This is a genomic window from Paraburkholderia sp. A1RI_3L (assembly GCF_048957895.1).
Classification (GTDB): Bacteria; Pseudomonadota; Gammaproteobacteria; order Burkholderiales; family Burkholderiaceae; genus Paraburkholderia; species Paraburkholderia kururiensis.
In genome coordinates this window covers 427,272-449,366 of the sequence record NZ_JARCHA010000004.1, presented here as the reverse complement: position 1 = coordinate 449,366, position 22,095 = coordinate 427,272, and the positions used below count along the sequence as shown (strand labels likewise).

Genomic DNA, 22,095 nt, shown 5'->3' with positions numbered 1-22,095 from the left:
AGCATGGCAACTTCCTGGCGCATTTCCGCACTCGCCGACCGTCACCGCGCACTCGGCTCGAACCTCGAAGACTGGAACGGCATGGGAACGGCGTGGACCTACTCCAGCGATCTCGCCGACCACCACGAGGCCATCCGCACCCGCGCGGGACTGATGGACGTCTCGGGCCTGAAGAAGGTCCACTACGTCGGCCCGCACGCGCAAAGCCTGCTGGACTGGGCGACCACACGCGACATCGGCAAGCTCTATCCGGGCAAGTCGGTCTACGCCGCTATCCTCAACGAGGAAGGCAAGTTCATCGACGACTGCATCATCTATCGCACGGGTCCCAATGCGTTCATGGTCGTGCACGGTTCGGGAACGGGCTATGAACGCCTCGTCCGTTCTGCTTACGGACGGCAGGTTGCCGTGTTGTTCGACGACGACCTGCACGATCTGTCGCTGCAAGGCCCGGCAGCAGTCGACTTCCTGGCCGAATACGTCCCCGGCATTCGCGACCTGCCGTACTTCCACCACGTGCAGACCCGCCTGTTCGGGCGGCCGGTGACGATCTCCCGCACGGGCTATACCGGCGAGCGCGGCTACGAAATCTTCTGCAAGGCTGCGGATGCCCCGCTGATCTGGGACACCATCCTGGAGAAAGGCCAGCCGCTCGGCATCATCCCTTGCGCGTTCACGGCACTCGACTGGCTGCGTGTTGAAAGCTACCTGCTGTTCTATCCGTACGACAACTCGGAAATGTATCCCTTCGCCGACGAAAAGGCCGGCGACACGCTGTGGGAACTCGGCCTCGACTTCACTGTTTCGCCGGGCAAGACCGAATTCTGCGGCGCGACCGAACACTTCCGTCTCCAGGGGCGCGAGCGCTTCCGGATTTTCGGCATCGAGATCGACTCGCAAAAAGCCAGCGCGGGCGGCGACACGCTCTGGCACGACGGCAGGCAGGTCGGCGTCGTGACCTGCGGGATGTACTCGCGCCTGACCGGGCGCTCTCTCGCGATCGCGCGGCTCGACGTCCCGCAGGCGGTACCGGGCACGCCGCTCGTGGTGAGGGGCAGCATCGAAGCCACGGCCCGCGCCGCGGCGCTGCCGTTCGACGATCCGGAAAAGAAGAAACGCACCGCAATCGGCTAGGCGATTGCCCGCGTGCAAAAGACGCGCCCGGCCAGGCCGCGCGCGCCGCCCGGTTTTTCCTTCACATGGACTCAAGGACTCAGCGTGAGCCAGAACTACATTTTGACGGTGAGCTGCCCCGCCACATCCGGCATCGTGGCAGCGGTCACCTCTTACCTTGCCGCGTCGCACTGCTATATCGGCGAACTCGCCCAGTTTGACGACGAGACCAGCGGCACGTTTTTCATGCGGGCGGTATTTCGCTTCAACGAAGGCGCCAAGAGCGACATCGATCGCGTGCGTCATGAATTCTCCAGCATTGCGAACGATTTCTCGATGCAATGGAAACTGACGAACGCCTCGGAGCCCATGAAGGTTCTCTTGATGGTCAGCAAGTTCGACCATTGCCTCGCCGACCTGCTTTATCGGCTGCACAAGGGCGAACTGCGCATACGCATCACCGCGGTTGTCTCCAACCATCTGGACCTGCGCCCGATGGTGGAGCGCGAAGGCATCCGCTTCGTCTATCTGCCCGTCACGCCGGAAACGAAGGCCCGCCAGGAAGCCGATCTGCTGCACATCGTCGAGGAAACCGGCACGGAGCTGGTCGTGCTCGCCCGCTACATGCAGATTCTCTCCAACGATCTCTGCACGAAGCTGGCCGGCCGCGCCATCAACATTCACCACTCGTTCCTGCCGGGCTTCAAAGGGGCGAGGCCGTATCACCAGGCGTTCGACCGCGGCGTCAAGCTGATCGGCGCCACGGCCCACTACGTGACGTCCGACCTCGACGAAGGGCCGATCATCGAACAGGAAGTGCAGCGCGTGGACCACGTGCTCAAGCCCGACGATCTGGTGGCCATCGGCCGGGACACCGAAACCGTGGCCCTCTCGCGCGCCGTGAAATACCACACGGAGCACCGCGTATTCCTGAACCAGCACCGCACGGTGATCTTCCGATGAACGCCGCACACGTGATCGACGGCAAGGCCGAGGCCGCACGTCTGCTCGACACGCTGCGCGAAGACGTGTCGCGTCTGCGCGCGCAGGGCGTGGCGCCGTGCCTCGCCGTCGTGCTGGTGGGCAACGATCCGGCCAGCGAGGTCTACGTGCGCAACAAGGTGCTGCGCGCCCGCGAAACCGGCATCGAATCGCTCGAATACCGCTTGCTGGCCGACACGGACGAGCCCGCGTTGCTCGGCCTGATCGCAAAGCTCAACGCCGATCCGGCCGTGCACGGCATTCTCGTGCAGATGCCGCTGCCCGCAGGACTCAACGAAAGCGCCGTGATCGATGCAATCGACCCAGCCAAGGACGTGGACGGGTTCCACCGCGAAAACGTCGGTCGGCTCGTGCTCGGCGAACCGGGGCTTGCGCCGTGCACACCGGGCGGCTGCCTGCATCTGCTGCGCCTGGTCGCGCAAGACCTGAGCGGCAGACACGCGGTGGTGGTGGGCCGCTCGAACATCGTCGGCAAACCCGTGGCGACACTGCTGCTCCAGGCGAACTGCTCGCTCACCGTCGTGCATTCGCGCAGCGTCAATGCGGCGCAACTGTGCCGGCAGGCCGACATCGTGATCGCCGCGGTCGGCAAGCCGCAACTGATCGACGCGAACTGGGTCAAGCCAGGCGCAATCGTCATCGACGTGGGCATCAACCGCATCGAAGTGGACGGCAAACCGAAACTCGTCGGCGACGTGGACTACGACAGCGTATCGCGCGTCGCCAGTGCGATCACGCCCGTGCCGGGCGGCGTCGGGCCGATGACCATTGCTTTCCTGATGAAAAACACGATTGCCGCCGCAGCCGCGCAGCATGGCCTGCGGCAGCAGGCTCCCGCTTCAGCGGCCTGACCGCCGCCCGATTTCTTTCCAGCAAGGTGAACACCATGAAGAAACGCGTTGCAATCATCGGCGCCGGTCCTTCCGGTCTCGCGCAACTTCGCGCATTCCAGTCGGCCGCGGCGAAGGGCACGGAAATTCCGGATCTCGTCTGCTTCGAAAAGCAGGCCGACTGGGGCGGCATGTGGAACTACACGTGGCGCACCGGCACGGACGAGCACGGCGAGCCGGTACACGGCAGCATGTACCGCTACCTGTGGTCGAACGGTCCGAAGGAATGCCTGGAATTTGCCGACTACACGTTCGAGGAACACTTCGGCAAGCCCATTGCCTCGTACCCGCCGCGCGAAGTCCTGTGGGACTACATCAAGGGCCGCGTCGAAAAAGCAGGGGTGCGTTCCCACATCCGCTTCAACACGGTCGTGCGCAACGTAAGCTTCGACGATGCGACCCGCCAGTTCACCGTCACGGTTCACGACTTCGACCGCGATGTCACGTACAGCGAGACCTTCGATTACGTGGTCAACGCGTGCGGACACTTCTCGACGCCCGACGCCCCGACGTTCCCCGGCTTCGATTCGTTCAAAGGCCGCATCCTGCACGCACACGATTTCCGCGACGCGATGGAATTCCGCGGCAAGGACATTCTGCTGATCGGCAGCAGCTACTCCGCCGAAGACATCGGTTCGCAATGCTACAAATACGGCGCCCGCAGCATCACGAGCTGCTACCGCACGCAGCCGATGGGCTACCAGTGGCCGCCCAGCTGGGAAGAAAAGCCGCTGCTCAAGTACGTGAACGGCAACACGGCCTTCTTCGCGGACGGCTCCACGCGCAAGATCGACGCGATCATTCTCTGCACCGGCTACAAGCATCATTTCCCCTTCCTGCCGGACAGCCTGCGCCTGCGCACCAACAACCGCCTGTGGCCGCTGAACCTCTACAAGGGCGTGTTCTGGGAAGCCAACCCGCAGATGATCTATCTCGGAATGCAGGATCTCTGGTACTCGTTCAACATGTTCGACGCCCAGGCTTGGTACGTGCGCGACGTGATTCTCGGCCGGATTGCCCTGCCCTCGCGCGAAGCGATGCACGCGGAAGATCTCGCGTGGCGAGCCCGCGAAGAAAAGCTCGTCACGAATCAGGAGATGTTCGAGTTCCAGGGCAGCTACATCCAGGAGCTGATCGACGCGACGGATTACCCGAGCTTCGACATTGCCGGCGTCAACCGCACGTTTCTCGAATGGAAGCACGACAAGCACGAGAACATCATGGCGTATCGCAACAAGTCGTATCGTTCGCTGATGACCGGCACCCAGTCCCCGCCGCATCACACGCCGTGGATCAAGGCGCTGGATGACTCGATGGAGGCCTACCTCGGCGAGCCGGCACCCATCGCCAAAGCCGGTTGAAACGCGGAGCCTGCTCATGACGATTCGCGCACCTTCCGTCTCCCGACCGCACGAGCCGGCTCTCGCTGGCCATCACGACGGATGTGAACGATACCGCGTGGCTGGCGGCGGCCTGAGTGTCGTCGAGCTGCAACCTGGCGACACGTTGCAGGTCATCGACATCGAAGGGCTCCAACCGGCGGAACTGCTCGCCGTGCATGCCGGAGACGGCCGCTGCGCGCTGGCCGCCCTCGACCTGCGGGCGGACGCGCGCGCGACCTTCATTGCCGGTTCGCTCGGGCAGGCAACGCAGCACAACGTCAAGATATCGGCCATCCTCGCCCGCCGTGGGCTCGATGTCCGGCGGGCGCAGGCGGCCGTGCTGTGGCCGCCCGGCACGGCCGCCGGCCATGCCTGCACCATGACTGCGAGCGAGCCCGTGGTCGTGTTCGTGGCCGCGCCGGGCAGACCGGGTACGCCCGACGAGATCGGACAGCAGGCGACGGAGCTTCAGCTCGTCGTGCGCCGCGCCCATCCCCCGTTTGTGCACCAGCCGCAAGAGAGCGTGCCGCTGGCCGACGCGCTCGACGACTTCCTGATTCACCCCGGTACGGCGCGGGCCTATACCGTGCGGGCCGGCGAGTACGTCCAGATACTCGACGTGGCAGGACGGCAATGCACAGACTTCGTCGCGTTCGATCTCGCCGCGCTCGAGCAAGGCGACGTGCTCGATCTCGACCCGACCGTCACGCGTACCCTGAACGGCAGCGCCTGGCCTGCACCGGGCCTGTTCTCCCGCTTCTACGACCGCAACATGCGACCGATGCTGGAGGTCGTGCGCGATACGGCAGGCCGGCATGACTCGTTCTCGCTCGCCTGCACGGCGCGGTATTACGAGTCGCAAGGCTACCCCGGTCACCCGAATTGCAGCGACAACATCAGCGCCGCCCTCGCGAATTTCGGCGTACCGGCGCGCCCCGGCTGGCCGGCCATCAACTTCTTTTTCAACACGAGCATCGACGCCCGTCAGCAGATCACGATCGACGAACCGTGGTCGCGGCCCGGCGACTACGTGCTGTTGCGCGCGCAAAGGGATCTCGTCTGCGTCAGCACGTCGTGCCCCGACGACATCGACCCGGCCAACGGCTGGAATCCGACCGATATCCAGGTTCGCACCTATTCGAGCAAGGAGCGCATTTCCGTGTCCATGGCCATCCGATCCACGCCCGACGCCCCGGCGGTTCTCACGCAGGAATCCGGCTTTCATCCGCGCACCGCCGCGCTGACGCGCCGCTTCACGCAATACCGCGGCTGGTGGCTGCCCTCGCAGTTCGACGGCTACGGCGCAATCGACGAATACTACGGCTGCCGGGAACGTGCCGCGATCATGGACCTCTCCGCGCTACGCAAATTCGACATCCTCGGGCCCGATGCCGAAGCGCTGCTCCAGTATTGCCTCACGCGCGACGTCCGCAAGCTCGCGGTCGGGCAAGTGGTGTATGCCGCCATGTGCTACCCGCACGGCGGCATACTCGACGACGGCACGCTGCTGCGCTTCGGCCCGGACAACTTCCGCTGGATCTGCGGCGAGGATTACGCCGGCATCTGGCTGCGCGAACAGGCCGAAAAACTCGGTATGAAGGTCTGGGTCAAATCGGCCTCCGCGCAGATTCACAACGTCGCCGTGCAGGGACCGCAGAGCCGCGCGATCCTGCAACAGATCGTCTGGACACCGGGAACCCAACCTACGCTTGCTGGCCTCGGCTGGTTCCGCTTTCTGGTGGGCCGCATCGGCGGGTACGACGGGCTGCCGGTCTGTGTCAGCCGCACGGGCTACACCGGCGAGCTTGGCTACGAAATCTGGTGTCATCCCGATCATGCGGCGGCCGTGTGGGATAGCGTGTGGTCGGCGGGAGAGCCGTTCGGACTCGTACCGCTCGGCTTCGATGCGCTCGACATGTTGCGCGTGGAGGCCGGGCTCGCGTTTTCAGGCCACGAATTCAGCGATGAAATCGATCCTTTCGAAGCCGGCATAGGCTTTTGCGTACCGCTGAAAACCAAGAGCGACGATTTCATCGGACGCGAAGCGCTGCTGCGCCGTAGCGCGCATTCACAACGCAAGCTCGTCGGGCTCGAACTCGCCGGCAACGAGCCCGCCGCGCATGGCGATTGCGTGCACACAGGACGGGCCCAGACAGGCGTCGTGACAAGCGCGACCCGCTCGCCGGCCACGGGCCGCAACGTCGCGCTCTGCCGGTTGGACGTGGCTTACGCCGAACCGGGCACGGTCGTGCAGATCGGCAAACTCGACGGCCAGCAGAAGCGCATCGACGCCACGGTCGTAGCGCCGATTTTCTACGATCCGGAGAAGTCCCGCGTGCGGAGCTGACAGCCGGCTAGCGCTGCAATTGCGTCGACAACGCCGACCATGAGCAACCCTGCATCTGACGCTCACGCCGGCGCGTCGGCTGGTGGCTGCTTTCCTCTCGGTGATTGACCCGCGCCGAGGCCTTCACGAAGACGTGCTTCACGCTGGCCAGCTGCGGCACCTCGGCTCTTGCCGCCGGATAGCTGTGCAGCCGGTCGGTGACAATCTTCCGGGGCACCGGGTATCAGCGCAGCCTCTTTCCGAAGAAGCGCCTTGCCGCAGTTTTGTCGCGGCGCTTCTGCAGCAGCACGTACGGCTTACCGCGCAGTTTGACGAACAGCTCATCGAGATGCCACGTCGTGCCCGGCACGCGGCCGGGCCGCTTTCACCTGGCAGGCATACATCGCGCCGAACCGGTCGCACCCGTTGCGCACCGACTCGTAGCTGACCACGACGCCGCGCTCGAGCAGCAATTCCTCGATGTCATCCCCCAACTCTACCCAGCGCGGCCTTCACGTTGACATTGCCGGATGGAGTGATCTCCGCCCGGGCGAAAACTCAGGCCGCTTTGTGGCAAACCACTTCGATGTTGTGCCCGTCCGGACCAATGACGAACGCGGCAAAGTAGTTCGCGTGGTAGTGCGGGCGCAGACCCGGTGCGCCATTGTCTTTGCCGCCCGCGGCGAGCGCTGCGCGATAGAAATCTTCGACTTGCTGGCGAGTCTCGGCTACGAACGCCAGGTGAAGATGCGCCGGCTTTTCCCCGGTCTGGTACAGACACAACGACGCCTTGCCCGGCGGGCTCAGCTCGACACCGTATGTCGGCACCCCCTCCCCGACAACCGCTACGCCGAGCGGTTCGAGTGCCTTGAGGAAAAACGCTTTGCTGGCTGCATAGTCGCTGACGCCGAATTTGACGTGGTCGAACATGGGTTCTCCTGGAGTGTGGGATCTGCGCGAGGCCGGACGCGATCGAGCGCTCACCGCGATGTTGCCACACGTCGCCGACAGCGCTACGCCGCCGGGCAGCCGACCCCCATCGAACTGCGCGCAATCGTGCAGTACGACTGGGAAAGCGGTGCGCTTGCACGGTATGCGGTGCCACCGGGGGATCAGAACAGCGAGCCGGTTTTCGTGCCGCGACGCAGGACGACAGCCGAAGACGACGGATGGTTGCTGTGTTGCGTGTACCGCCACCCGACGGATACCAGCGACGTTGTCGTGCTCGATGCGCGCGATCTTGCCCGGCGAAAACGCAAAGCCGTGCACAATACCGCCCATGCCAGCCCCCGACCTCGAACGCCTTGTCACCCTCGCCATGCCCTTTGGTAAATACAAAGGTCGGCTCATTGCCGACCTGCCCGGGCATTACCTCAACTGGCTGGCCCGCGAAGGGTTCCCGCGCGGCGAGATCGGGCGGCTGCTCGCGCTGATGCACGAGATGGACCATAACGGCCTGAGGGGCCTGCTCGATCCGCTGCGCAAGCGCGAATAACGCAATCGCGTCGATGCGGCCCGTCGGCGTTCATCACGCATCCGGCAAGCTCTCGACAGATGCGCTCCCCGCCGCTCAACGCGCCGCGTGCACGTGCAGCAGTTCCCGTACGCGGTGTGCGCGCGCATCGAGCGGTTCTGCGCCACGCCCCGGCAGCAGCGCGCGCGTCGTCATGGCGCGCGACTCGCCGCTTCGCACATCCACTTCGCGAATCACGCGGCCGCTCTCCACGATGAACGCAACGTCGGCCAAGGCCAGCACGTCGTCGATGTCGTGCGTGATCATCACCACCGGCATCTGCCAGCGCGCGAACACGTCGCCCAACTGCCCACGCAACTCGTCACGCAGCAGCGGGTTCAGCGCTGCGAAGGGCTCGTCGAGCAACAGCAGGCCCGGCCGGCATGCTAGTGCGCGAGCGAGCGCGACACGTTGCTGCTGCCCGCCCGAGAGCGTGGCGGGACGGCTCGACGCCAGTGCCGCGAGCCCGAACGTCTCCAGCAGTTCGTCCACGTGCCGGGCGTCGTCGTGCGAAAGCCTGCGCCGTTGCCATGTCGTCAGGCCGAACGCAATGTTGTCGCGCACGTTCAGGTGCGGAAACAGCGCGTAGTGCTGAAACAGATAGCCGACGCTGCGTTGCTCGGGCGGCAGGTCGATGCCCTGTCGCGAATCGAACAGCACGCGCGCGCCGATGCGCACATGCCCATGCTGCGGTTTCAGCAGCCCCGCCATGGCCTGCAGCGTCATCGACTTGCCGCCGCCCGAGGGGCCATAGAGCGCGACCACCTGCGCATCCGAGATGAACCGCGTGGCGAGCGTGAAACGCCGTGCGCCGTCGCAAACGGTGGCATCAAGATCGATATCGATCATCGCGTGCAGGCAGTCACGGCTGCGAGAAGCCGTGGCGCTTCAGGATGTCCTGCGCGGCGGGACTCAGCAGGTAGTCGATGAACGCCTTCGCAAGTGCCTGCTCGTGGCTCGCGCTCACGGCGACCACGGGATACGTCACGGGGTCGTGTCCGCCCACGGTCTGCACGATCTCCACCTTGCCGGGCATCAGCACGGCGTCGGTGCGATAGACGAAGCCGGCTTCGGCTTCGCCGCGCGAGACGTAATCGAGCACTTGTCGCACGCTGTCGGCCTGCACGAATTTCGGTGCGAGCGCATTCCAGAGCATCGCTTTTTCAAGCGCCTGTTGCGTGTAGCGGCCCACCGGCACCGTCGACGTCTTGCCGATCGCGATGCGCCGCACGGCCGGGTTCGAAAGATCCGCCACGCTCTTCACGGGCGAGCCCTGCGCCGCGGGCACGATCAACACCAGTGCGTTTGCAGCGAAGTCGCGCCGCGTGGAGGCATCGAACAAGCCGGCTTGCACGCCGCGCGTCACCGTCTGCTCATCTGCGCTGGCAAACACATCGACAGGCGCGCCCTCACGAACCTGTTGAAGCAGCACGCCGGAGGCCGCGAAATTGAAGCGCACGGTCACGTCCGGATGCAACGCCTGGAATTTCGCGCCCACCTCGTTGAACGCTTCGGTCAGACTGGCCGCAGCCGAAACGGTGAGCTGCTGCGCGAGCGCGGCAGAGGGCAGCACGACACAAGACAGCACTGCAATCAGGATGGCGAACAAAACGGCGCGAAGACGGTTCACAAATCACCTCAAGAAGTCAGCGAAGAGAGAGAAAGCGGCCGGACAACACCAGCACTGCGATAGAAAGCATCGACGTGACGAACACCAGCAGCAAGGCGGCCTGGTCGCGGCCGTCCTGCATGGCGTCGTAGATCGCCATGGAAAGCGTTTGCGTCTGGTGGGGAATGTCGCCGGCCACCATCAGCGTCGCGCCGAACTCGCCCATGGCGCGCGCAAAGGCCAGCAGCGTGCCGGCGAGGATGCCGGGCCACGCGAGCGGCAGCGTAACGCGCACGAACACGGACCACGGCGACTGGCGCAGCGTGCGCGCTGCGGCCTCGAGCGAGCGATCCACACCAGCGAACGCAGCGTTCGCGGACTTCAGCACGAGCGGCAACGCGACGATGGCCGACGCGAGCACGGCCCCGTGCCAGTTGAAGACGACCGTGTAGCCCACCTGCCGATACAGCCAGCCGCCCACCACGCTGCGCCGACCGGCCGCGACCAGCAACCCGTAGCCGATCACCGTGGGCGGCAACACGAGCGGCAGCATGAAGACCGCCTCCAGCATCGCGCTGCCCGGAAAGCGCCGGCGCGCGAAGAGCCAGCCCAACGCAATGCCCGCCACGAGCGCGAGCACCGTCGCGATGCCCGCCACGCGCAGCGAAAGCCAGAATGGCGACCAGTCCATTGAATGTAGGGAATCCGACATTTCCGACAATCCGTGTGAAGAATCGGGCGATGCGTGAGGCAGTGCAAGATGCAAGCCATGCACGGCGGCCATCGTCGTGTCGACGCGATCACGTTCAGCCCAGCCCGGCCGCACGCGCGAACAGCGCGAGCGACATGCGCGCCTTCGCCGCGTCGTGTGTCGCGGGCTTGAGCAACAGTCGATGGGGACCGAGCCACTCGCTCATCGACTTCACACGCGCAATGCACTGCTCGGGGTCGCCGATGATCGCGTTCGCAAGAATCACGTCGTTGGGCGCATCCGGCGCGAACATCGGCGGCAGCTTGCCTGGCGGAAAGTGCACGCCCATCAGCCGCGGGTACGCGCGCACGGCTTCAATGCCGTGCTCCATGGCACGACGCCCGTCTTCGTCGCAATGAAAGAAGCGCGCAATCGCGAAGGGAAAAGCGCCGCGTCGCTCACGCTCTGCCGCCACCTGCTTTGCGACCTGATCGAGATCCGCAGAAGGTGCGGCCATCAGGCCATAGCCGTGCTCCGCGGCAATTTTCGGCGACGCCCCGCTCAGGCTCGCCAGCCACACCGGCACCGGCTGCTGCAACGGACGCGGATAGACCGCCACGCTTTCGTAGCGAAAGAAGCGCCCTTCGAAATGCGTTTCGGGTTCGGCCCACAACCGTTCGATCAACGCGAGCGCCTCATGCATGCGCTCGCGTGCCATGTCCCCGGACGCAATTCCCGACGGACGATACTGTGCAGGAAACGGCCCACCCCGCGCAACGCCGAACTCGATGCGCCCGCCGCTCAGCAGATCGAGCGATGCGATGTCTTCCGCCACGCGCAGCGGGTCGTTCAAGGCGAGCAACGATGCGCCCGTGCCGAGCCGGATGGACGACGTGCCCGCCGCAATGTGCGAAAGCAGCACCGTGAGCGCACTGCCGATTGCGAACGAACTGTAGTGATGCTCGGCCACCCACACGTCGTGAAAGCCCATCTGTTCCGCCGCGACCCCGGTGCGAACGGTTTGCCGCAGCGCGTCGCGCGCATCGCCGTGGGGATTTTCGACGTTGAGAAACACGCCGTATCGTGGTGGGAAATCCGACATGGCTCAGGTCCTGCGATTCAGGTCTCGGCAAGGCGTCGCAAACCAGCTGCGCACCGTGTCGTAGGCATAGCGCGTGAGCCCATCGTGACGCGCGCGCGGCGCGAGCAGATGAACCGAAAGCGGCTCGGCCCAGCCCCAGAAGTCGGCGCGCAGCGCAGGCGGAAAATCCACGTCGTCGAACGCGTGCCACAACTGCACGAGCCACAACTCGCGCCCTTCTTCATCGAGCAACAGCGGCAGGCCCGCGCCCGCCTGCAAATGCGCATGACGCTGGCTGTAATAGAGCGGGCCGCCGCACGCTTCCACGACATAGTCGGCCACACGCTCGGTCACGCAGTCGAAGCAGTCGCCCGCATGAATGAAGAGCGGCGTGGTTCTGAGGCGGTGCATGTGCTGCCGCACGAGTTCGCGCAAACCCGCTTCCTCGCAGATGGCGAGCAGACGATGCGGCGGCGCCGGCATCGGCGGACAAATGGTGTGCCCGCCGTGCAACCCGTGATCGCGCGACGATTGCGCAACGGGCCAGCGCAAGGTCCGGTAGCAGGCGCGCGTGCACGGTGTCCAGCGCGCACGCGGCGTGGCCGCAGAAGTGGGTTTCATGAGCGTGTCGGATGTCTTGTCCAGTTTGTTGGCTATATATCGCGATACATAACGGTGGTCACGACAAAGCAAGTACCAGGCCGGAACCGGCCGACCGCCTGCTACTCGGGCCCGAAGCAGTGCGCGTAGTCCGTGCACACGCCGCAACTCGGCGCCTTGCAGACGAACAGTCCTTCACGCTCGCACAGTTGCTTATAAAAGAACTTCTTCCACTTCATGTCGTGGACGTTCTTTGCGGCGAGCCGCGGATACCAGTAGCCCAGCAGCGCGGAAAGCTCACGCCGCGACGGCAATCGCAGGTCCTGCCAGAGATGATTGGCACTCAGGCACGCGCACGCCAGCGCATGCGCCACACAGGTGGCTTCCTCGCGCGTGCCCGCACGCGGATCGACGTGATCGGCGAACAGCGTCACTAGGTCTTCCACTTCGTCGTAGCGCGAGCCGCACTGCGATACGTGCTCCGATACGTGCTGCGATGCCTGAACAGAAACCGCGGCCCACGCAGGCGCAAGCGCCGCCTCTGCACCGGGAAACCAGCGGGCAAGCAGCCATTGCGTCTGCAGCACGTCGAGACCGCGAATGGGCAGCACGTGCACGCCGTCCCGCTCGAACGCGGACGCGAGCACCCCGGCAAGCGCCAGCACCGTCGGGTTGTCGGTGCTAGCCGCGTGGCGCATCAGCGTGGCGTGGAAGTTCATGATGCGATCCGATGCGCTCAGATCTGCGCGGCCGCGTGCGTATAGCACTTCTTCGGGCAGATCTTCGCGCACGCCGTGCAGCCGATGCACAGCTCGCGATGCGCGATCGTCATGACCTTCTTTTCGTACTCGTCGTCTTCGTCGTCGCCGTCAAGGCGAATGTGCGCGCCTTCGTCGTCGAGCCCCACGAGTTCGAGCACGCCACGCGGGCACACGCGAAAGCACCGTCCGCAGCCAATGCATTTTTCCTCGTCGAGCGTCGACACGAAGGTCGGCGTCCAGGTCTCGCCGCTTGGCAGCGTCACGCTGAAGGTATCGCTCATGGTCGCCTCTATGGTGGTTTCGGCCGGCTCACGCCGAAGCCGAGGCCGCGGCTGCGGCCTTGCGTGCATCCATGAGCGCCGCGTGCGCGTCGTGGCAGCGCTGCGCGACAGCGAGAATCTGTTCCCAGTTCGTCGGCAGTTCCTCGGAAAGATCGTGCAGGTCCATCTTCGCCTGCGTGGCCTGCGCGTTGAGCTTTTTCAGGCGGGCCTTCAGTTCGTCGGCATCGGTCATCGTGTTCTCCCCTTTCACGCGCCGTATTGCGCGACAGCCGGATACGTGCGGATCATTTCCACCGCTTCATTGAGAAACTTGCCGCCCGCCTCGGCCAGCTTCGCGAGCGACGGAAAGCCGAAGCGATGCACGTCGCGCAGCTGCTTGTTGACCACCACGAGCCGCCCCGCAATCAGCACCATGCGGCCGAATCCTTCGTGGCTCATCTTCATCATCGGCGACACCATCTGCCCCGTTTCGCGTTCGATCGCCACCGCGATCGCGTTGTAGAACAGCTCCAGATGCCAGAGCGTTTCGGGGTCCGGGTCGCCCATGATCGGAATCGCACGGCGTTCCTCGGGCGTGAGGATGTACCGCTTCAGCAGTTGCAGATCGCTCTTGCCTTCCCACGCGCCGTGGGTGTCCTGCGCGCGTAGTTGGCGAATGAGCTGCTGGACGAACGGCGTGGCCAGCAGCGGCGCATCGCTGTCGGCTTCGGCGTGCGTGTTGTCGGTGATGGCTTCAGCCATGAGATACCTCGTCGTCCTCTTCGAAATCGTATGAACGTGCCCCGTCTTTCGCGAGCGCCTTGCGCAGCCACGGCGGCGGCGTGCCTTTCAGCACGTCGCGCAGCTTCACGAGAATGGCTTCTATAGGCTCCGGCTGCGGCACCTTGATGGGATGAATCTTCAGCGCCACCACGCGTGCCGCGCCGGAGCCGCCAATCGCGGCAACGTACAGAATCGCGCAGTCCTTGACGGCTTCGAGCTTGGGCGCGAGCTTGTCTTCGTCGCCGTCTTCTTCCAGCTTGCCGCCGAAGTCGAACGTTTCGACGAACGTATGACCGTCCGCCGTTACGTCGTAAGTGACGATGCTTTTGGCCCAGCCGAAGTGCGCATCGACGTGCACCTTGTCCTGGGTCGCGAATGCGATTTTCATGAGTGGGGCTCCTCGTGCCGTTGGTTCACGCGCCGGCCGCAACGACCGGAATCTTCACTTCACGCGCGGGGTCGCGCGCGGCCAGATCCACCGACGCCTGCGGCAGCGGCCAGTCGCCGGGATGGTGATGGGCAATCTGTTCGATCATGAGATTCGCGACTTCGAAGATCAGGTTCATCGTGCCGCGATAACCCACCTGGCAGCGGTGTGCATTGCCCACGCGGTCGAACACCGGAAAGCCCACGCGCATGAGCGGCTTCCCAAGCCGCTCCGCCATCTGCCGGCCATGCGAATGCGTGATGAGCAGATCGCAGTCGCGTGCGGCGCGCTCCATGTCTTCCAGGTCCCCCAGCACCACTTCGCTCGCCGGTAGCTGTTCGTGCGAAGGCGACGCCGTGGTGCTGATGCAGACCGCAAGCTCCGCGCCCATTTCATGCAGCAACGCGCCGAGCGCGAGCAGCAGGTCCGGCTCTGCGCCAATCGCAACCTTGATGCCGCCCGTGTAGAAGTGGCCGTCGAGCATCGCATCGAGCAACTGGCTGCGCTGCCTGCGGTATTTCGCGGGCACGGGCCGCCCCGACAGTTGCGCGAGGCGCTGAAGCAGGCGGTCGTTAGGTTCGAGCCCGGTCAGGCGCCCGAATATCTCGAACGGCGTGCCCGCCACGTCCTGCAACGCCTGCGCGCCTTCGCGCGTTTGCTCGCCCACACCGATCGTGAACGCCGACGCCCCGGCCGCGCGAATCTGTTCGAGCGTCGTGCCGCCCAGCGTGGTGCCGCGCCAGTCGGGCGCAATGTGGCCGTCGAGCGAGCCCGAGAGATCGGGCAGCACGATGACGTCGAGCCCGAATGCGGTAACGATCTCGCGCAGTTCGTCGATATCGGCCGGCGAGAGATGGCTGCCGGGCAGCAACGTGATCTGCCTCGCGACCACGGGCAGCGGCTTGACCAGCGCCTTCACGATGGCCGTAACGGCGTGCCGGTAGCCGTCTTCGAAACCACCCACGTAGTCCGGCGTGGACACGTAGACCAGTTCCGTATCGTCCAGCTCGGGCTTGCGCTTGCGCACTGTCGTGAGATAGCCCTCCACGTCGTCGCCCTTCGTTTCGGTGAGACCGGTCGAGCAGATCGCGATGATCTTCGGCGCCGCGCGCTTGCGGATGTTGAGCAGCGCCGTCTCCACGTTTTCGTAGCCGCCCAGAATCGTGGTGACCTCGTTCATCGCCGTGGTCTGTAGCGGAATGGCTTCCTTGAAGTGCCGCACCAGCAGCACGAGACCGAACGACGTGCAGCCCTGCGAACCGTGCATGACCGGCATGCACGCGTCGAGCCCCATGAACGCGTAGCTCGCGCCAAGCGGCTGGCTCATCTTGAGCGGATTGACCGCACAGGCTTTCTTCGATTCGACGACCACGGCCATGATTCTCTGCTCCCCTTGCGCTCGCTTGCATTCAGGCCGGCACGCCGGGCTCGAGCCCCATCGCCCAGGCGCGCACACCGGCAAAAGCGGCGGGCTCGACAGCTGCAACAGGCGCACGTACAGCGTTCAGCGTTTCGCCGTCGTCACCCCAGGGCGCGGGAATGCGCACCTGCTGCCACACGGGGTTGTGTATCGCGCGGTCGATCTCGTGCACGAGTTCCACCATCCCCTCGTACGCCCCATACGGGTGATGCCGCTCCTGGTTGATGTCGAGCCACGGCATGCGCGCCTTCAGCGCGACGAATTGCGAGCGCCCACCGGACAGCATGATGTCCGCCTTCGCATCGCGCAGCATGGTGTACATCTCGCGCGGCGTCATGTCGTCGATCATGTGGGCGTCGTCACCCATGATCTCCTTGATCTTCTCCTTGTCCTCTTTCGTGCTCTTCTTGACGCTCGTGCCCACAATTTCGAGCCCGGCTTCCTGCAGCGCGGCGACCACCGACCACGATTTCACGCCGCCCGTAATGAGCAGCACACGCTTGCCTTTCAGCCGCTCGCGATAGCGCGCAATGCGTGCCCACGCGCGCGCCTCTTCGGCGGCAATCAAACGTTCCGTGCGTTCGAGCAGGTCTTCCGGCGCGCCCTGCTGCACCAGCAGCTTCGCGATCTGCCGCAACGTATCGCTCATGTCGCCAATGCCGTAAAACGAGCCCTCGAAATACGGAATGCCGTAGCGCTGCTGCATCTTCGTCGCGATGTTGATCATCGACTTCGAGCAGACCATCATGTTGACCTTCGCACGATGCGAGCCGGCAATCTCGTTGTAACGGCCATCGCCCGAAATACACGAGAGAATGCGGACGCCCAGTGCGTCGAGCAGCGGCTTGGTCTGCCACAGTTCGCCCGAGAGGTTGTATTCGCCGATGATGTTGATGTCGTACGGCGTCGTGTATTCCGGCTCGCGCGTGCCGATGACGTAGTCGAGCAGCGCCTCGCCTCCCAGCTTGTTGCCCAGATTCTTCGGTCCCGCGAAGCCCGGTGAATTGACGGGAATGACGGGCTTGCCGAACTTCTCCGATGCCCGTTTGCAGACCGCTTCGATGTCGTCGCCAATGAGCGCCGTCACGCAGGTCTGATAGACGAACACGGCAGGCGGATCGTATTTCTCGATGATCTCGCGCACGCTTCTGAAGAGCCGCTTCTCGCCGCCGTACACCACGTCGAGTTCATTGATGTCCGTCGTAAAGCCCGTGCGGTAAAGCGTGGAGCCCGACGACGCCGCATGGCGGTTGTCCCACGAATTGCCTTCGCATGCGATAGGCCCATGCACGAGATGCGCAACATCCACCACGGGCTGCAACGCGATCTTTGCACCGTCGAATGCGCAGCCGCCCGCGGCCGCGCCAGGCGAGAGTTGCTTCGTGCAGCCCTTCTTGCGCTCCTTTTCGCTTTTGCCCTGGTTCTTGTCGCAACCGGGCTCGTCGAAGACTTCGGCAATCTTGGCCTTGAGCGAAGCGGACATGACGGGCTCCTGACGATGTGGGGTGAATCGAAACTGGCAAGTTCCGTACCACGGGTTGACTGCCTGCAACGCGCGCAACGGCCGTGCTTGCGGCGAGAGATGTGCACGCCGATTGTCGTCATCGAAACGCAGATTGGCCGGTTTGAAGGGATTGCGACAGCCAGTGGACCGACTACTCCGCCCCTTCCGCCGCACTCTTCGCCCACACCGCGAAACGGATGCGCTGCGTAATGCCGGCCGGGCTCGCATCGAACGCACGGTGTGATGCAGCCATCGCCCCCTGCGCGATGGCCGCTTCCGCGTGGTTCAACGGCAACCGTCCCGCCACGTGCGTGGCGCCCGGCACGTTGCGCGTAATCGCCTGGCGGTTCGGATGCTCGATAACCGGCACCAGATGGTCCGCTTCACGCACGCCAGCCAGGCAGACCCAGCCGTCGATCACCTCGACCTTGCGGCCGTCCTGCGTGACCTTGACGAGTACCGGGTCTGCCATCGCTGCGCCCCTTCAGCGAATGATGTCGTAGCTGTAGTCGGTCTTCGCGGGCACGATGGTGTTCGCATCGAGCGTCTCGAAGAACTCGTCCAGCAGCATCACGAGCACGCGCAGCGCACCGTCGTAGCCCCACGTCGGGTAGCGATGGTAGTGATGGCGGTCGAAGATCGGGAACACCATGCGAATGAGCGGCGTCTTCGTATCGCGCTCCAGGTACTTGCCGTAGGTGTTGCCGATCAGGAAGTCCACCGGTTCCGTGTACAGCAGCGAACGCATGTGCCACAGGTCGCGCTTCGGGTACACCTTGCAGCCTGCGCCGTAAGGCGAGGCGTCGAAGAGCGCCTGCACTTTCGCGGCCCAATCGTCGTTGCCGTTGGTCGCCAGCACGTGCGCCGGTTCCGCGCCCAGTTCGAGCAGGAACTGCGTGTAGCCGAGCATCTGGTCCGGGTCGCCGTACAGCGCGAAACGCTTGCCGTGCAGGTGGGCCTGGCTGTCCGCCATCGCATCCACCAGTTGGCCGCGCTCCTTTTCGAGTTGCGCGGGAATGGGCTTGCCCGTCACCCGCGAAATTTCCATCAGGAAGCGGTCGGTGCCCGCCACGCCAACGGGCGCGTTGAGCACCACGACTTCCTGCCCGTGTTCCGCGATGAACTTCGCGGTCTTCTCGCAGCAGTATTCCTGGAACACGAAAGTGGCCTTCGCGTGCAGCGCGCGCTCCACTTCTTCCTTCGTCGTGCCGCCCTCGTACATGCGGAATTCGCCGTCGGTAGGCGTATTCCACGTTTCCGACGGGTCGCAGATCACATTCACCGTCACGCCGAACAGTTCGAAGATGCGGCGAATTTCCTTCATGTTGCCCACGACGAAGCCGTCGAAGCCGCCGATAAAGTTCACGCTCTCGTCCGGCACGCGCACGAGCGGCGCGGTGGTGCCGGCCTTGCCGCCCCAGAAGTGCTTGAGAATGCCGAGCAACGCGTTGTCGTAGCCCGTCACGTGGCTGCCCACAAAGGCCGGCGTGTGGGCGAACGGCACGTCATAGTCTTCCGGCACGCTGCCCTTCTGCTTGCTGTTCTTGATGAACGCGTCGAGGTCGTCGCCGATCACCTCCGCCATGCACGTGGTCGACACGGCGATCATCTCGGGCTTGTAGAGGTTGTACGCGTTCGCGAGGCCGTCGATCATGTTGTTCAGGCCACCGAACACCGCGGCGTCTTCGGTCATCGAAGAACTCACGCACGACGTGGGCTCCTTGAAGTGCCGCGAGAAATGCGAGCGGTAGTACGCCACGCAGCCCTGCGAGCCGTGCACGAACGAAAGCGTCTTGTGAAAGCCGTTGGCCACGTAGACCGCGCCGAGCGGCTGGCATGCCTTGGCGGGGTTCACCGTGAGCGAATCGCGGGCGAAGTTCTTCTGCTTGTAGTCTTCGGTCTTGGTCCATTCGACGATCTGCTTGACCGTCTCGTCGGGATGGTTGAACTCGAAGTTCTCTTTCTTGGTACGGAATATTTCCTGATACTCCGGCTCGCGGAACAGCAGCTCGTGATCGAGAATCCTGTCGGCGGATTGGGGCATGACGTCACTCCTGAATCGGTATCGATGAGGTCGGCGACCGAAGCGGCGGCCTCGCCGGCCGCCGACCGCTTGCGCCTGAAAACTGCTGTTTTATGCCGCGTTTTTCCAGGGCGCCTTCGCAAGTCCCCACACGGGGCTCGAAATCGCCATGTCCATGTCGCGCGCGAAGATCGCGAAACCGTCGTAGCCGTGGTACGGGCCCGAATAGTCCCAGCTGTGCATCTGGCGGAACGGCACGCCCATCTTCTGGAACACGTACTTTTCCTTGATGCCCGAGCCCACCAGGTCCGGCTGCACCTGCTCGACGAACTTCTCGAACTCGTAGCCCGTCACGTCGTCGTAAATCAGCGTGCCGTCTTTCACGTAGTGCGTGGTGCGCTGATAGTCGTCGTTGTGGCCGAACTCGTAGCCCGTGCCCACCACGTCCATGCCGAGGTCTTCATACGCGCCGATCACGTGGCGCGGACGCAGCCCGCCCACGAACAGCATCACCTTCTTGCTCTGCAGACGCGGCTTGAACTTCGCGATCACGGCGTCCACCAGCGGGCGGTACTTCGCGATCACGCGTTCAGCGTTCGCCTTGATCGTGTCGTCGAAATGGCTCGCAATCTCGCGCAGGCTCTTCTCGATCATCGAAGGGCCGAAGAAGTTGTATTCGACCCACGGAATGCCGTACTTCTCTTCCATGTGCCGGCTGATGTAGTTCATCGACCGGTAGCAGTGCAGCACGTTGAGCTTGGCCTTCGGCGTGTTCTCCAGTTCTGCGAGGGAGCCGTCGCCGGACCATTGCGCGATCACGCGCAGGCCGATTTCTTCGAGCAGGATGCGGCTCGACCACGCATCGCCGCCAATGTTGTAGTCGCCGATAATCGCCACGTCGTACGGCGTGGATTCGAACTCGGGGCGCTTGGCCGCATCCGTCTTGTCGAATACCCAGTCGCGAATGGCGTCGTTCGCCAGATGGTGGCCAAGCGACTGGCTCACGCCACGAAAGCCTTCGCAACGCACGGGCACAATCGTATGGCCTTCGTACTGCTTGCTCTTCTTCTTCGACACGGCCTCGATGTCGTCGCCGATCAGCCCGATCGGACATTCGCTCTGAATCGAGATGCCCTTGTTGAGCGGGAACAGCTCCTGAATCTCGTCGATGATCTTGTCGAGCTTCTTGTCGCCACCGAACACGATGTCCTTCTCCTGGAAGTCGGACGTGAACTGCATGGTGACGAACGTGTCGATGCCCGTGGTGCCGATGTAGTAGTTGCGGCGCGCGGCCCACGAGTACTGGCCGCAGCCCACCGGGCCGTGGCTGATGTGAATCATGTCCTTGATCGGCCCCCAGACCACGCCTTTCGAACCCGCGTAGGCGCAGCCGCGAATGGTCATCACGCCGGGCAGCGATTTGATGTTGGACTTCACGCCACAGTCGGGCTTGCCCTCTTCGAAGGTTCCCAAATGCTTGGCGCGCCGCTTGGCCATTTTCTCGGGATAGGCCTTTAGCACTTCGTCGATCAGGGCCTTGTTCGCGGCCTTGCGCTCTTCAACCGTGGCGGTCATGGAATGCTCCAGATGTGAAAATTGTGCGTCGCTGCATGACGGCCCGCGCGCGGTGCGCAACGCGCGGGCGGCCGTCTCTGCGGGTTCAGGCGACCAGTTCGTCGGCCGTCTTGCCAACCTGCGATTCGTCGATCGCCTTCATGATGCCGTGCTCCATCAGCAGATCTTCAAGCTGATCCATCGTGATCGGCGTCGGGATCGTGCCGTTGCCGGCGTTGTTGTGGATCTTGCTCGCAAGCTGGCGGTACTCGTTCGCCTGGTTCGAATCCGGCGCGAACTCGATCACCGTCATGCGGCGCAGTTCCGCGTGCTGCACGATGTTGTCGCGCGGCACGAAGTGGATGAGCCGCGAACCGAGCATGCCCGCGAGCGCTTCGGCCAGCTCCAGTTCCTTGTCGGTCTGGCGCTCGTTGCAGACGAGGCCGCCCAGGCGCACGCCGCCGCTGTTCGCATACTTGAGAATGCCCTTGGAGATGTTGTTGGCCGCATACATGGCCATCATCTCGCCCGACATCACGATGTAGATTTCCTGCGCCTTGTTTTCGCGAATGGGCATGGCGAAGCCGCCGCACACCACGTCGCCCAGCACGTCGTACGACACGTAGTCCACGCCGTCGTACGCGCCGTTTTCTTCGAGGAAGTTGATCGACGTAATCACGCCGCGGCCGGCGCAACCGACGCCCGGTTCCGGACCGCCCGATTCGACGCAGCGAATGTCCTTGTAGCCGATCTTCATCACGTCATCGAGTTCGAGGTCTTCCACCGACCCCGCTTCTGCCGCGAGCGAGAGGATGGTGTCCTGTGCTTTCGCGTGCAGGATCAGACGCGTCGAGTCGGCCTTCGGGTCGCAGCCGACGATGAGGATCTTCTGGCCGAGGTCGGTGAGCGCCGCGAGCGTGTTCTGCGACGTGGTGGACTTGCCGATGCCACCTTTGCCATAAAAGGCGATTTGCCGAAGTTGAGACATTCACGTTCTCCAGTTCAGGAATAGGTTGAAACGAGGGGTGCGTACCAAAGCCGAAAAGCAGAGCTGCCAGGCAGACTGCAAAGCTGCGACCAGGTCCTCAGCCGGTGGTGTCCGTATGGTCTTCTTCTCTCGATTCACGCATGGGCCGGAGTGTGTCCGCGGACGGCT

General features: G+C 64.1%; 23 protein-coding genes and 2 pseudogenes. 7 read left to right on the top strand and 18 right to left on the bottom strand.

Features of this window, described 5'->3' with window-relative positions:
• Positions 1-3: 3 nt before the first annotated feature.
• The 5 genes from PXJ20_RS14750 (at position 4) to PXJ20_RS14730 (ending at position 6,734) form a co-directional block, all read left to right on the top strand.
• Positions 4-1,134, top strand: a complete 1,131-nt coding sequence (locus tag PXJ20_RS14750; protein WP_421031300.1) for an aminomethyltransferase family protein — start codon at positions 4-6, stop codon at positions 1,132-1,134.
• Positions 1,135-1,218: 84 nt separating this feature from the next.
• The gene (gene purU, locus PXJ20_RS14745; protein WP_277599251.1) at positions 1,219-2,076 is read left to right on the top strand and encodes a formyltetrahydrofolate deformylase; all 858 of its coding nucleotides are present in this window, start codon (positions 1,219-1,221) and stop codon (positions 2,074-2,076) included.
• Entirely contained in the window at positions 2,073-2,966 is an 894-nt protein-coding gene (locus tag PXJ20_RS14740; RefSeq protein ID WP_421031301.1) for a bifunctional 5,10-methylenetetrahydrofolate dehydrogenase/5,10-methenyltetrahydrofolate cyclohydrolase, read from the top strand. The genes purU and PXJ20_RS14740 overlap by 4 nt, the downstream gene beginning before the upstream one ends.
• Before the next feature lie 35 nt (positions 2,967-3,001).
• Complete coding sequence (locus PXJ20_RS14735; RefSeq protein WP_017773488.1) at positions 3,002-4,366, top strand: NAD(P)-binding domain-containing protein; 1,365 nt, start codon at positions 3,002-3,004, stop codon at positions 4,364-4,366.
• A 16-nt stretch (positions 4,367-4,382) separates the two neighbouring features.
• The gene (locus tag PXJ20_RS14730; RefSeq protein ID WP_421031302.1) at positions 4,383-6,734 is read left to right on the top strand and encodes a DUF1989 domain-containing protein; all 2,352 of its coding nucleotides are present in this window, start codon (positions 4,383-4,385) and stop codon (positions 6,732-6,734) included.
• Between the two features lie 46 nt (positions 6,735-6,780).
• Here PXJ20_RS14730 and PXJ20_RS14725 read toward each other — a convergent pair.
• Together PXJ20_RS14725 and PXJ20_RS14720 are read right to left on the bottom strand one after the other, a co-directional pair.
• Positions 6,781-7,198: pseudogene (locus PXJ20_RS14725) on the bottom strand (DDE-type integrase/transposase/recombinase); the annotation flags it as partial.
• Positions 7,199-7,271: 73 nt separating this feature from the next.
• Positions 7,272-7,643 carry a VOC family protein gene (locus tag PXJ20_RS14720; RefSeq protein WP_017773486.1) on the bottom strand — a complete coding sequence of 124 codons (372 nt, stop codon included), beginning with the start codon at positions 7,641-7,643 and terminating at the stop codon, positions 7,272-7,274.
• Positions 7,644-7,697: 54 nt separating this feature from the next.
• On the opposite strand from PXJ20_RS14720, the pseudogene PXJ20_RS14715 reads away from it, so the two are divergent.
• Positions 7,698-8,045, top strand: a pseudogene (locus PXJ20_RS14715) (carotenoid oxygenase family protein); the annotation flags it as partial.
• Complete coding sequence (locus PXJ20_RS14710) at positions 7,993-8,208, top strand: DUF3820 family protein (RefSeq protein ID WP_026121182.1); 216 nt, start codon at positions 7,993-7,995, stop codon at positions 8,206-8,208. The pseudogene PXJ20_RS14715 and the gene PXJ20_RS14710, both read left to right, overlap by 53 nt.
• Before the next feature lie 75 nt (positions 8,209-8,283).
• Here the strand turns inward: PXJ20_RS14710 and PXJ20_RS14705 are convergent, their stop codons facing one another.
• The 16 genes from PXJ20_RS14705 to nifH all read right to left on the bottom strand — a co-directional run bounded on the left by PXJ20_RS14705 (position 8,284) and on the right by nifH (position 21,927).
• Positions 8,284-9,075 (bottom strand): ATP-binding cassette domain-containing protein, encoded by a 792-nt coding sequence (locus PXJ20_RS14705; RefSeq protein WP_413214111.1) that lies wholly within the window; start codon positions 9,073-9,075, stop codon positions 8,284-8,286.
• A gap of 13 nt (positions 9,076-9,088) precedes the next feature.
• A complete protein-coding gene (gene modA / locus PXJ20_RS14700) occupies positions 9,089-9,856 on the bottom strand; it encodes a molybdate ABC transporter substrate-binding protein (protein ID WP_017773483.1) in 768 nt (255 codons plus the stop codon).
• Positions 9,857-9,872: 16 nt separating this feature from the next.
• Complete coding sequence (modB, locus tag PXJ20_RS14695; protein ID WP_026121180.1) at positions 9,873-10,547, bottom strand: molybdate ABC transporter permease subunit; 675 nt, start codon at positions 10,545-10,547, stop codon at positions 9,873-9,875.
• 94 nt (positions 10,548-10,641) lie between these two features.
• A complete protein-coding gene (locus tag PXJ20_RS14690; RefSeq protein ID WP_421031303.1) occupies positions 10,642-11,628 on the bottom strand; it encodes an LLM class flavin-dependent oxidoreductase in 987 nt (328 codons plus the stop codon).
• A 3-nt stretch (positions 11,629-11,631) separates the two neighbouring features.
• On the bottom strand, positions 11,632-12,228 hold the full coding sequence (locus tag PXJ20_RS14685) for an oxygen-binding protein (protein ID WP_421031304.1): 597 nt from the start codon (positions 12,226-12,228) through the stop codon (positions 11,632-11,634).
• 101 nt (positions 12,229-12,329) lie between these two features.
• The gene (locus PXJ20_RS14680; RefSeq protein WP_421031305.1) at positions 12,330-12,926 is read right to left on the bottom strand and encodes a nitrogen fixation protein NifQ; all 597 of its coding nucleotides are present in this window, start codon (positions 12,924-12,926) and stop codon (positions 12,330-12,332) included.
• Positions 12,927-12,943: 17 nt separating this feature from the next.
• Positions 12,944-13,249, bottom strand: a complete 306-nt coding sequence (gene fdxB, locus PXJ20_RS14675) for a ferredoxin III, nif-specific (protein ID WP_017773478.1) — start codon at positions 13,247-13,249, stop codon at positions 12,944-12,946.
• A 28-nt stretch (positions 13,250-13,277) separates the two neighbouring features.
• On the bottom strand, positions 13,278-13,481 hold the full coding sequence (locus tag PXJ20_RS14670; RefSeq protein ID WP_026121178.1) for a CCE_0567 family metalloprotein: 204 nt from the start codon (positions 13,479-13,481) through the stop codon (positions 13,278-13,280).
• Positions 13,482-13,495: 14 nt separating this feature from the next.
• Positions 13,496-13,990, bottom strand: coding sequence for a NifX-associated nitrogen fixation protein (locus PXJ20_RS14665; RefSeq protein ID WP_199542129.1), 495 nt, complete (start codon positions 13,988-13,990; stop codon positions 13,496-13,498).
• Positions 13,983-14,399, bottom strand: a complete 417-nt coding sequence (gene nifX / locus PXJ20_RS14660; RefSeq protein WP_042302364.1) for a nitrogen fixation protein NifX — start codon at positions 14,397-14,399, stop codon at positions 13,983-13,985. The genes PXJ20_RS14665 and nifX overlap by 8 nt, the downstream gene beginning before the upstream one ends.
• Before the next feature lie 25 nt (positions 14,400-14,424).
• Complete coding sequence (nifN, locus tag PXJ20_RS14655; protein WP_413214105.1) at positions 14,425-15,816, bottom strand: nitrogenase iron-molybdenum cofactor biosynthesis protein NifN; 1,392 nt, start codon at positions 15,814-15,816, stop codon at positions 14,425-14,427.
• A gap of 31 nt (positions 15,817-15,847) precedes the next feature.
• Complete coding sequence (gene nifE / locus PXJ20_RS14650; RefSeq protein ID WP_017773473.1) at positions 15,848-17,341, bottom strand: nitrogenase iron-molybdenum cofactor biosynthesis protein NifE; 1,494 nt, start codon at positions 17,339-17,341, stop codon at positions 15,848-15,850.
• Positions 17,342-17,513: 172 nt separating this feature from the next.
• Positions 17,514-17,834, bottom strand: coding sequence for a hypothetical protein (locus tag PXJ20_RS14645; RefSeq protein ID WP_017773472.1), 321 nt, complete (start codon positions 17,832-17,834; stop codon positions 17,514-17,516).
• A gap of 12 nt (positions 17,835-17,846) precedes the next feature.
• Complete coding sequence (gene nifK, locus PXJ20_RS14640) at positions 17,847-19,406, bottom strand: nitrogenase molybdenum-iron protein subunit beta (protein WP_421031306.1); 1,560 nt, start codon at positions 19,404-19,406, stop codon at positions 17,847-17,849.
• Positions 19,407-19,496: 90 nt separating this feature from the next.
• The gene (gene nifD / locus PXJ20_RS14635) at positions 19,497-20,960 is read right to left on the bottom strand and encodes a nitrogenase molybdenum-iron protein alpha chain (RefSeq protein WP_017773470.1); all 1,464 of its coding nucleotides are present in this window, start codon (positions 20,958-20,960) and stop codon (positions 19,497-19,499) included.
• 85 nt (positions 20,961-21,045) lie between these two features.
• A complete protein-coding gene (gene nifH, locus PXJ20_RS14630; protein WP_017773469.1) occupies positions 21,046-21,927 on the bottom strand; it encodes a nitrogenase iron protein in 882 nt (293 codons plus the stop codon).
• Between the last annotated feature and the right edge of the window lie 168 nt (positions 21,928-22,095).

What these genes read in the sequence shown, in the direction of transcription:
- nifH (WP_017773469.1), bottom strand. Translation starts at nt 21,927, where the DNA reads ATGTCTCAACTTCGGCAAATCGCCTTTTATGGCAAAGGTGGCATCGGC.
- nifK (WP_421031306.1), bottom strand. Translation starts at nt 19,406, where the DNA reads ATGCCCCAATCCGCCGACAGGATTCTCGATCACGAGCTGCTGTTCCGC.
- PXJ20_RS14750 (WP_421031300.1), top strand. Translation starts at nt 4, where the DNA reads ATGGCAACTTCCTGGCGCATTTCCGCACTCGCCGACCGTCACCGCGCA.
- PXJ20_RS14705 (WP_413214111.1), bottom strand. Translation starts at nt 9,075, where the DNA reads ATGATCGATATCGATCTTGATGCCACCGTTTGCGACGGCGCACGGCGT.
- nifD (WP_017773470.1), bottom strand. Translation starts at nt 20,960, where the DNA reads ATGACCGCCACGGTTGAAGAGCGCAAGGCCGCGAACAAGGCCCTGATC.
- PXJ20_RS14740 (WP_421031301.1), top strand. Translation starts at nt 2,073, where the DNA reads ATGAACGCCGCACACGTGATCGACGGCAAGGCCGAGGCCGCACGTCTG.
- PXJ20_RS14735 (WP_017773488.1), top strand. Translation starts at nt 3,002, where the DNA reads ATGAAGAAACGCGTTGCAATCATCGGCGCCGGTCCTTCCGGTCTCGCG.
- PXJ20_RS14670 (WP_026121178.1), bottom strand. Translation starts at nt 13,481, where the DNA reads ATGACCGATGCCGACGAACTGAAGGCCCGCCTGAAAAAGCTCAACGCG.
- modB (WP_026121180.1), bottom strand. Translation starts at nt 10,547, where the DNA reads ATGTCGGATTCCCTACATTCAATGGACTGGTCGCCATTCTGGCTTTCG.
- PXJ20_RS14685 (WP_421031304.1), bottom strand. Translation starts at nt 12,228, where the DNA reads ATGAAACCCACTTCTGCGGCCACGCCGCGTGCGCGCTGGACACCGTGC.
- PXJ20_RS14730 (WP_421031302.1), top strand. Translation starts at nt 4,383, where the DNA reads ATGACGATTCGCGCACCTTCCGTCTCCCGACCGCACGAGCCGGCTCTC.
- PXJ20_RS14710 (WP_026121182.1), top strand. Translation starts at nt 7,993, where the DNA reads ATGCCAGCCCCCGACCTCGAACGCCTTGTCACCCTCGCCATGCCCTTT.
- PXJ20_RS14680 (WP_421031305.1), bottom strand. Translation starts at nt 12,926, where the DNA reads ATGAACTTCCACGCCACGCTGATGCGCCACGCGGCTAGCACCGACAAC.
- PXJ20_RS14645 (WP_017773472.1), bottom strand. Translation starts at nt 17,834, where the DNA reads ATGGCAGACCCGGTACTCGTCAAGGTCACGCAGGACGGCCGCAAGGTC.
- nifX (WP_042302364.1), bottom strand. Translation starts at nt 14,399, where the DNA reads ATGAAAATCGCATTCGCGACCCAGGACAAGGTGCACGTCGATGCGCAC.
- PXJ20_RS14665 (WP_199542129.1), bottom strand. Translation starts at nt 13,990, where the DNA reads ATGGCTGAAGCCATCACCGACAACACGCACGCCGAAGCCGACAGCGAT.
- nifE (WP_017773473.1), bottom strand. Translation starts at nt 17,341, where the DNA reads ATGTCCGCTTCGCTCAAGGCCAAGATTGCCGAAGTCTTCGACGAGCCC.
- nifN (WP_413214105.1), bottom strand. Translation starts at nt 15,816, where the DNA reads ATGGCCGTGGTCGTCGAATCGAAGAAAGCCTGTGCGGTCAATCCGCTC.
- PXJ20_RS14690 (WP_421031303.1), bottom strand. Translation starts at nt 11,628, where the DNA reads ATGTCGGATTTCCCACCACGATACGGCGTGTTTCTCAACGTCGAAAAT.
- PXJ20_RS14720 (WP_017773486.1), bottom strand. Translation starts at nt 7,643, where the DNA reads ATGTTCGACCACGTCAAATTCGGCGTCAGCGACTATGCAGCCAGCAAA.
- fdxB (WP_017773478.1), bottom strand. Translation starts at nt 13,249, where the DNA reads ATGAGCGATACCTTCAGCGTGACGCTGCCAAGCGGCGAGACCTGGACG.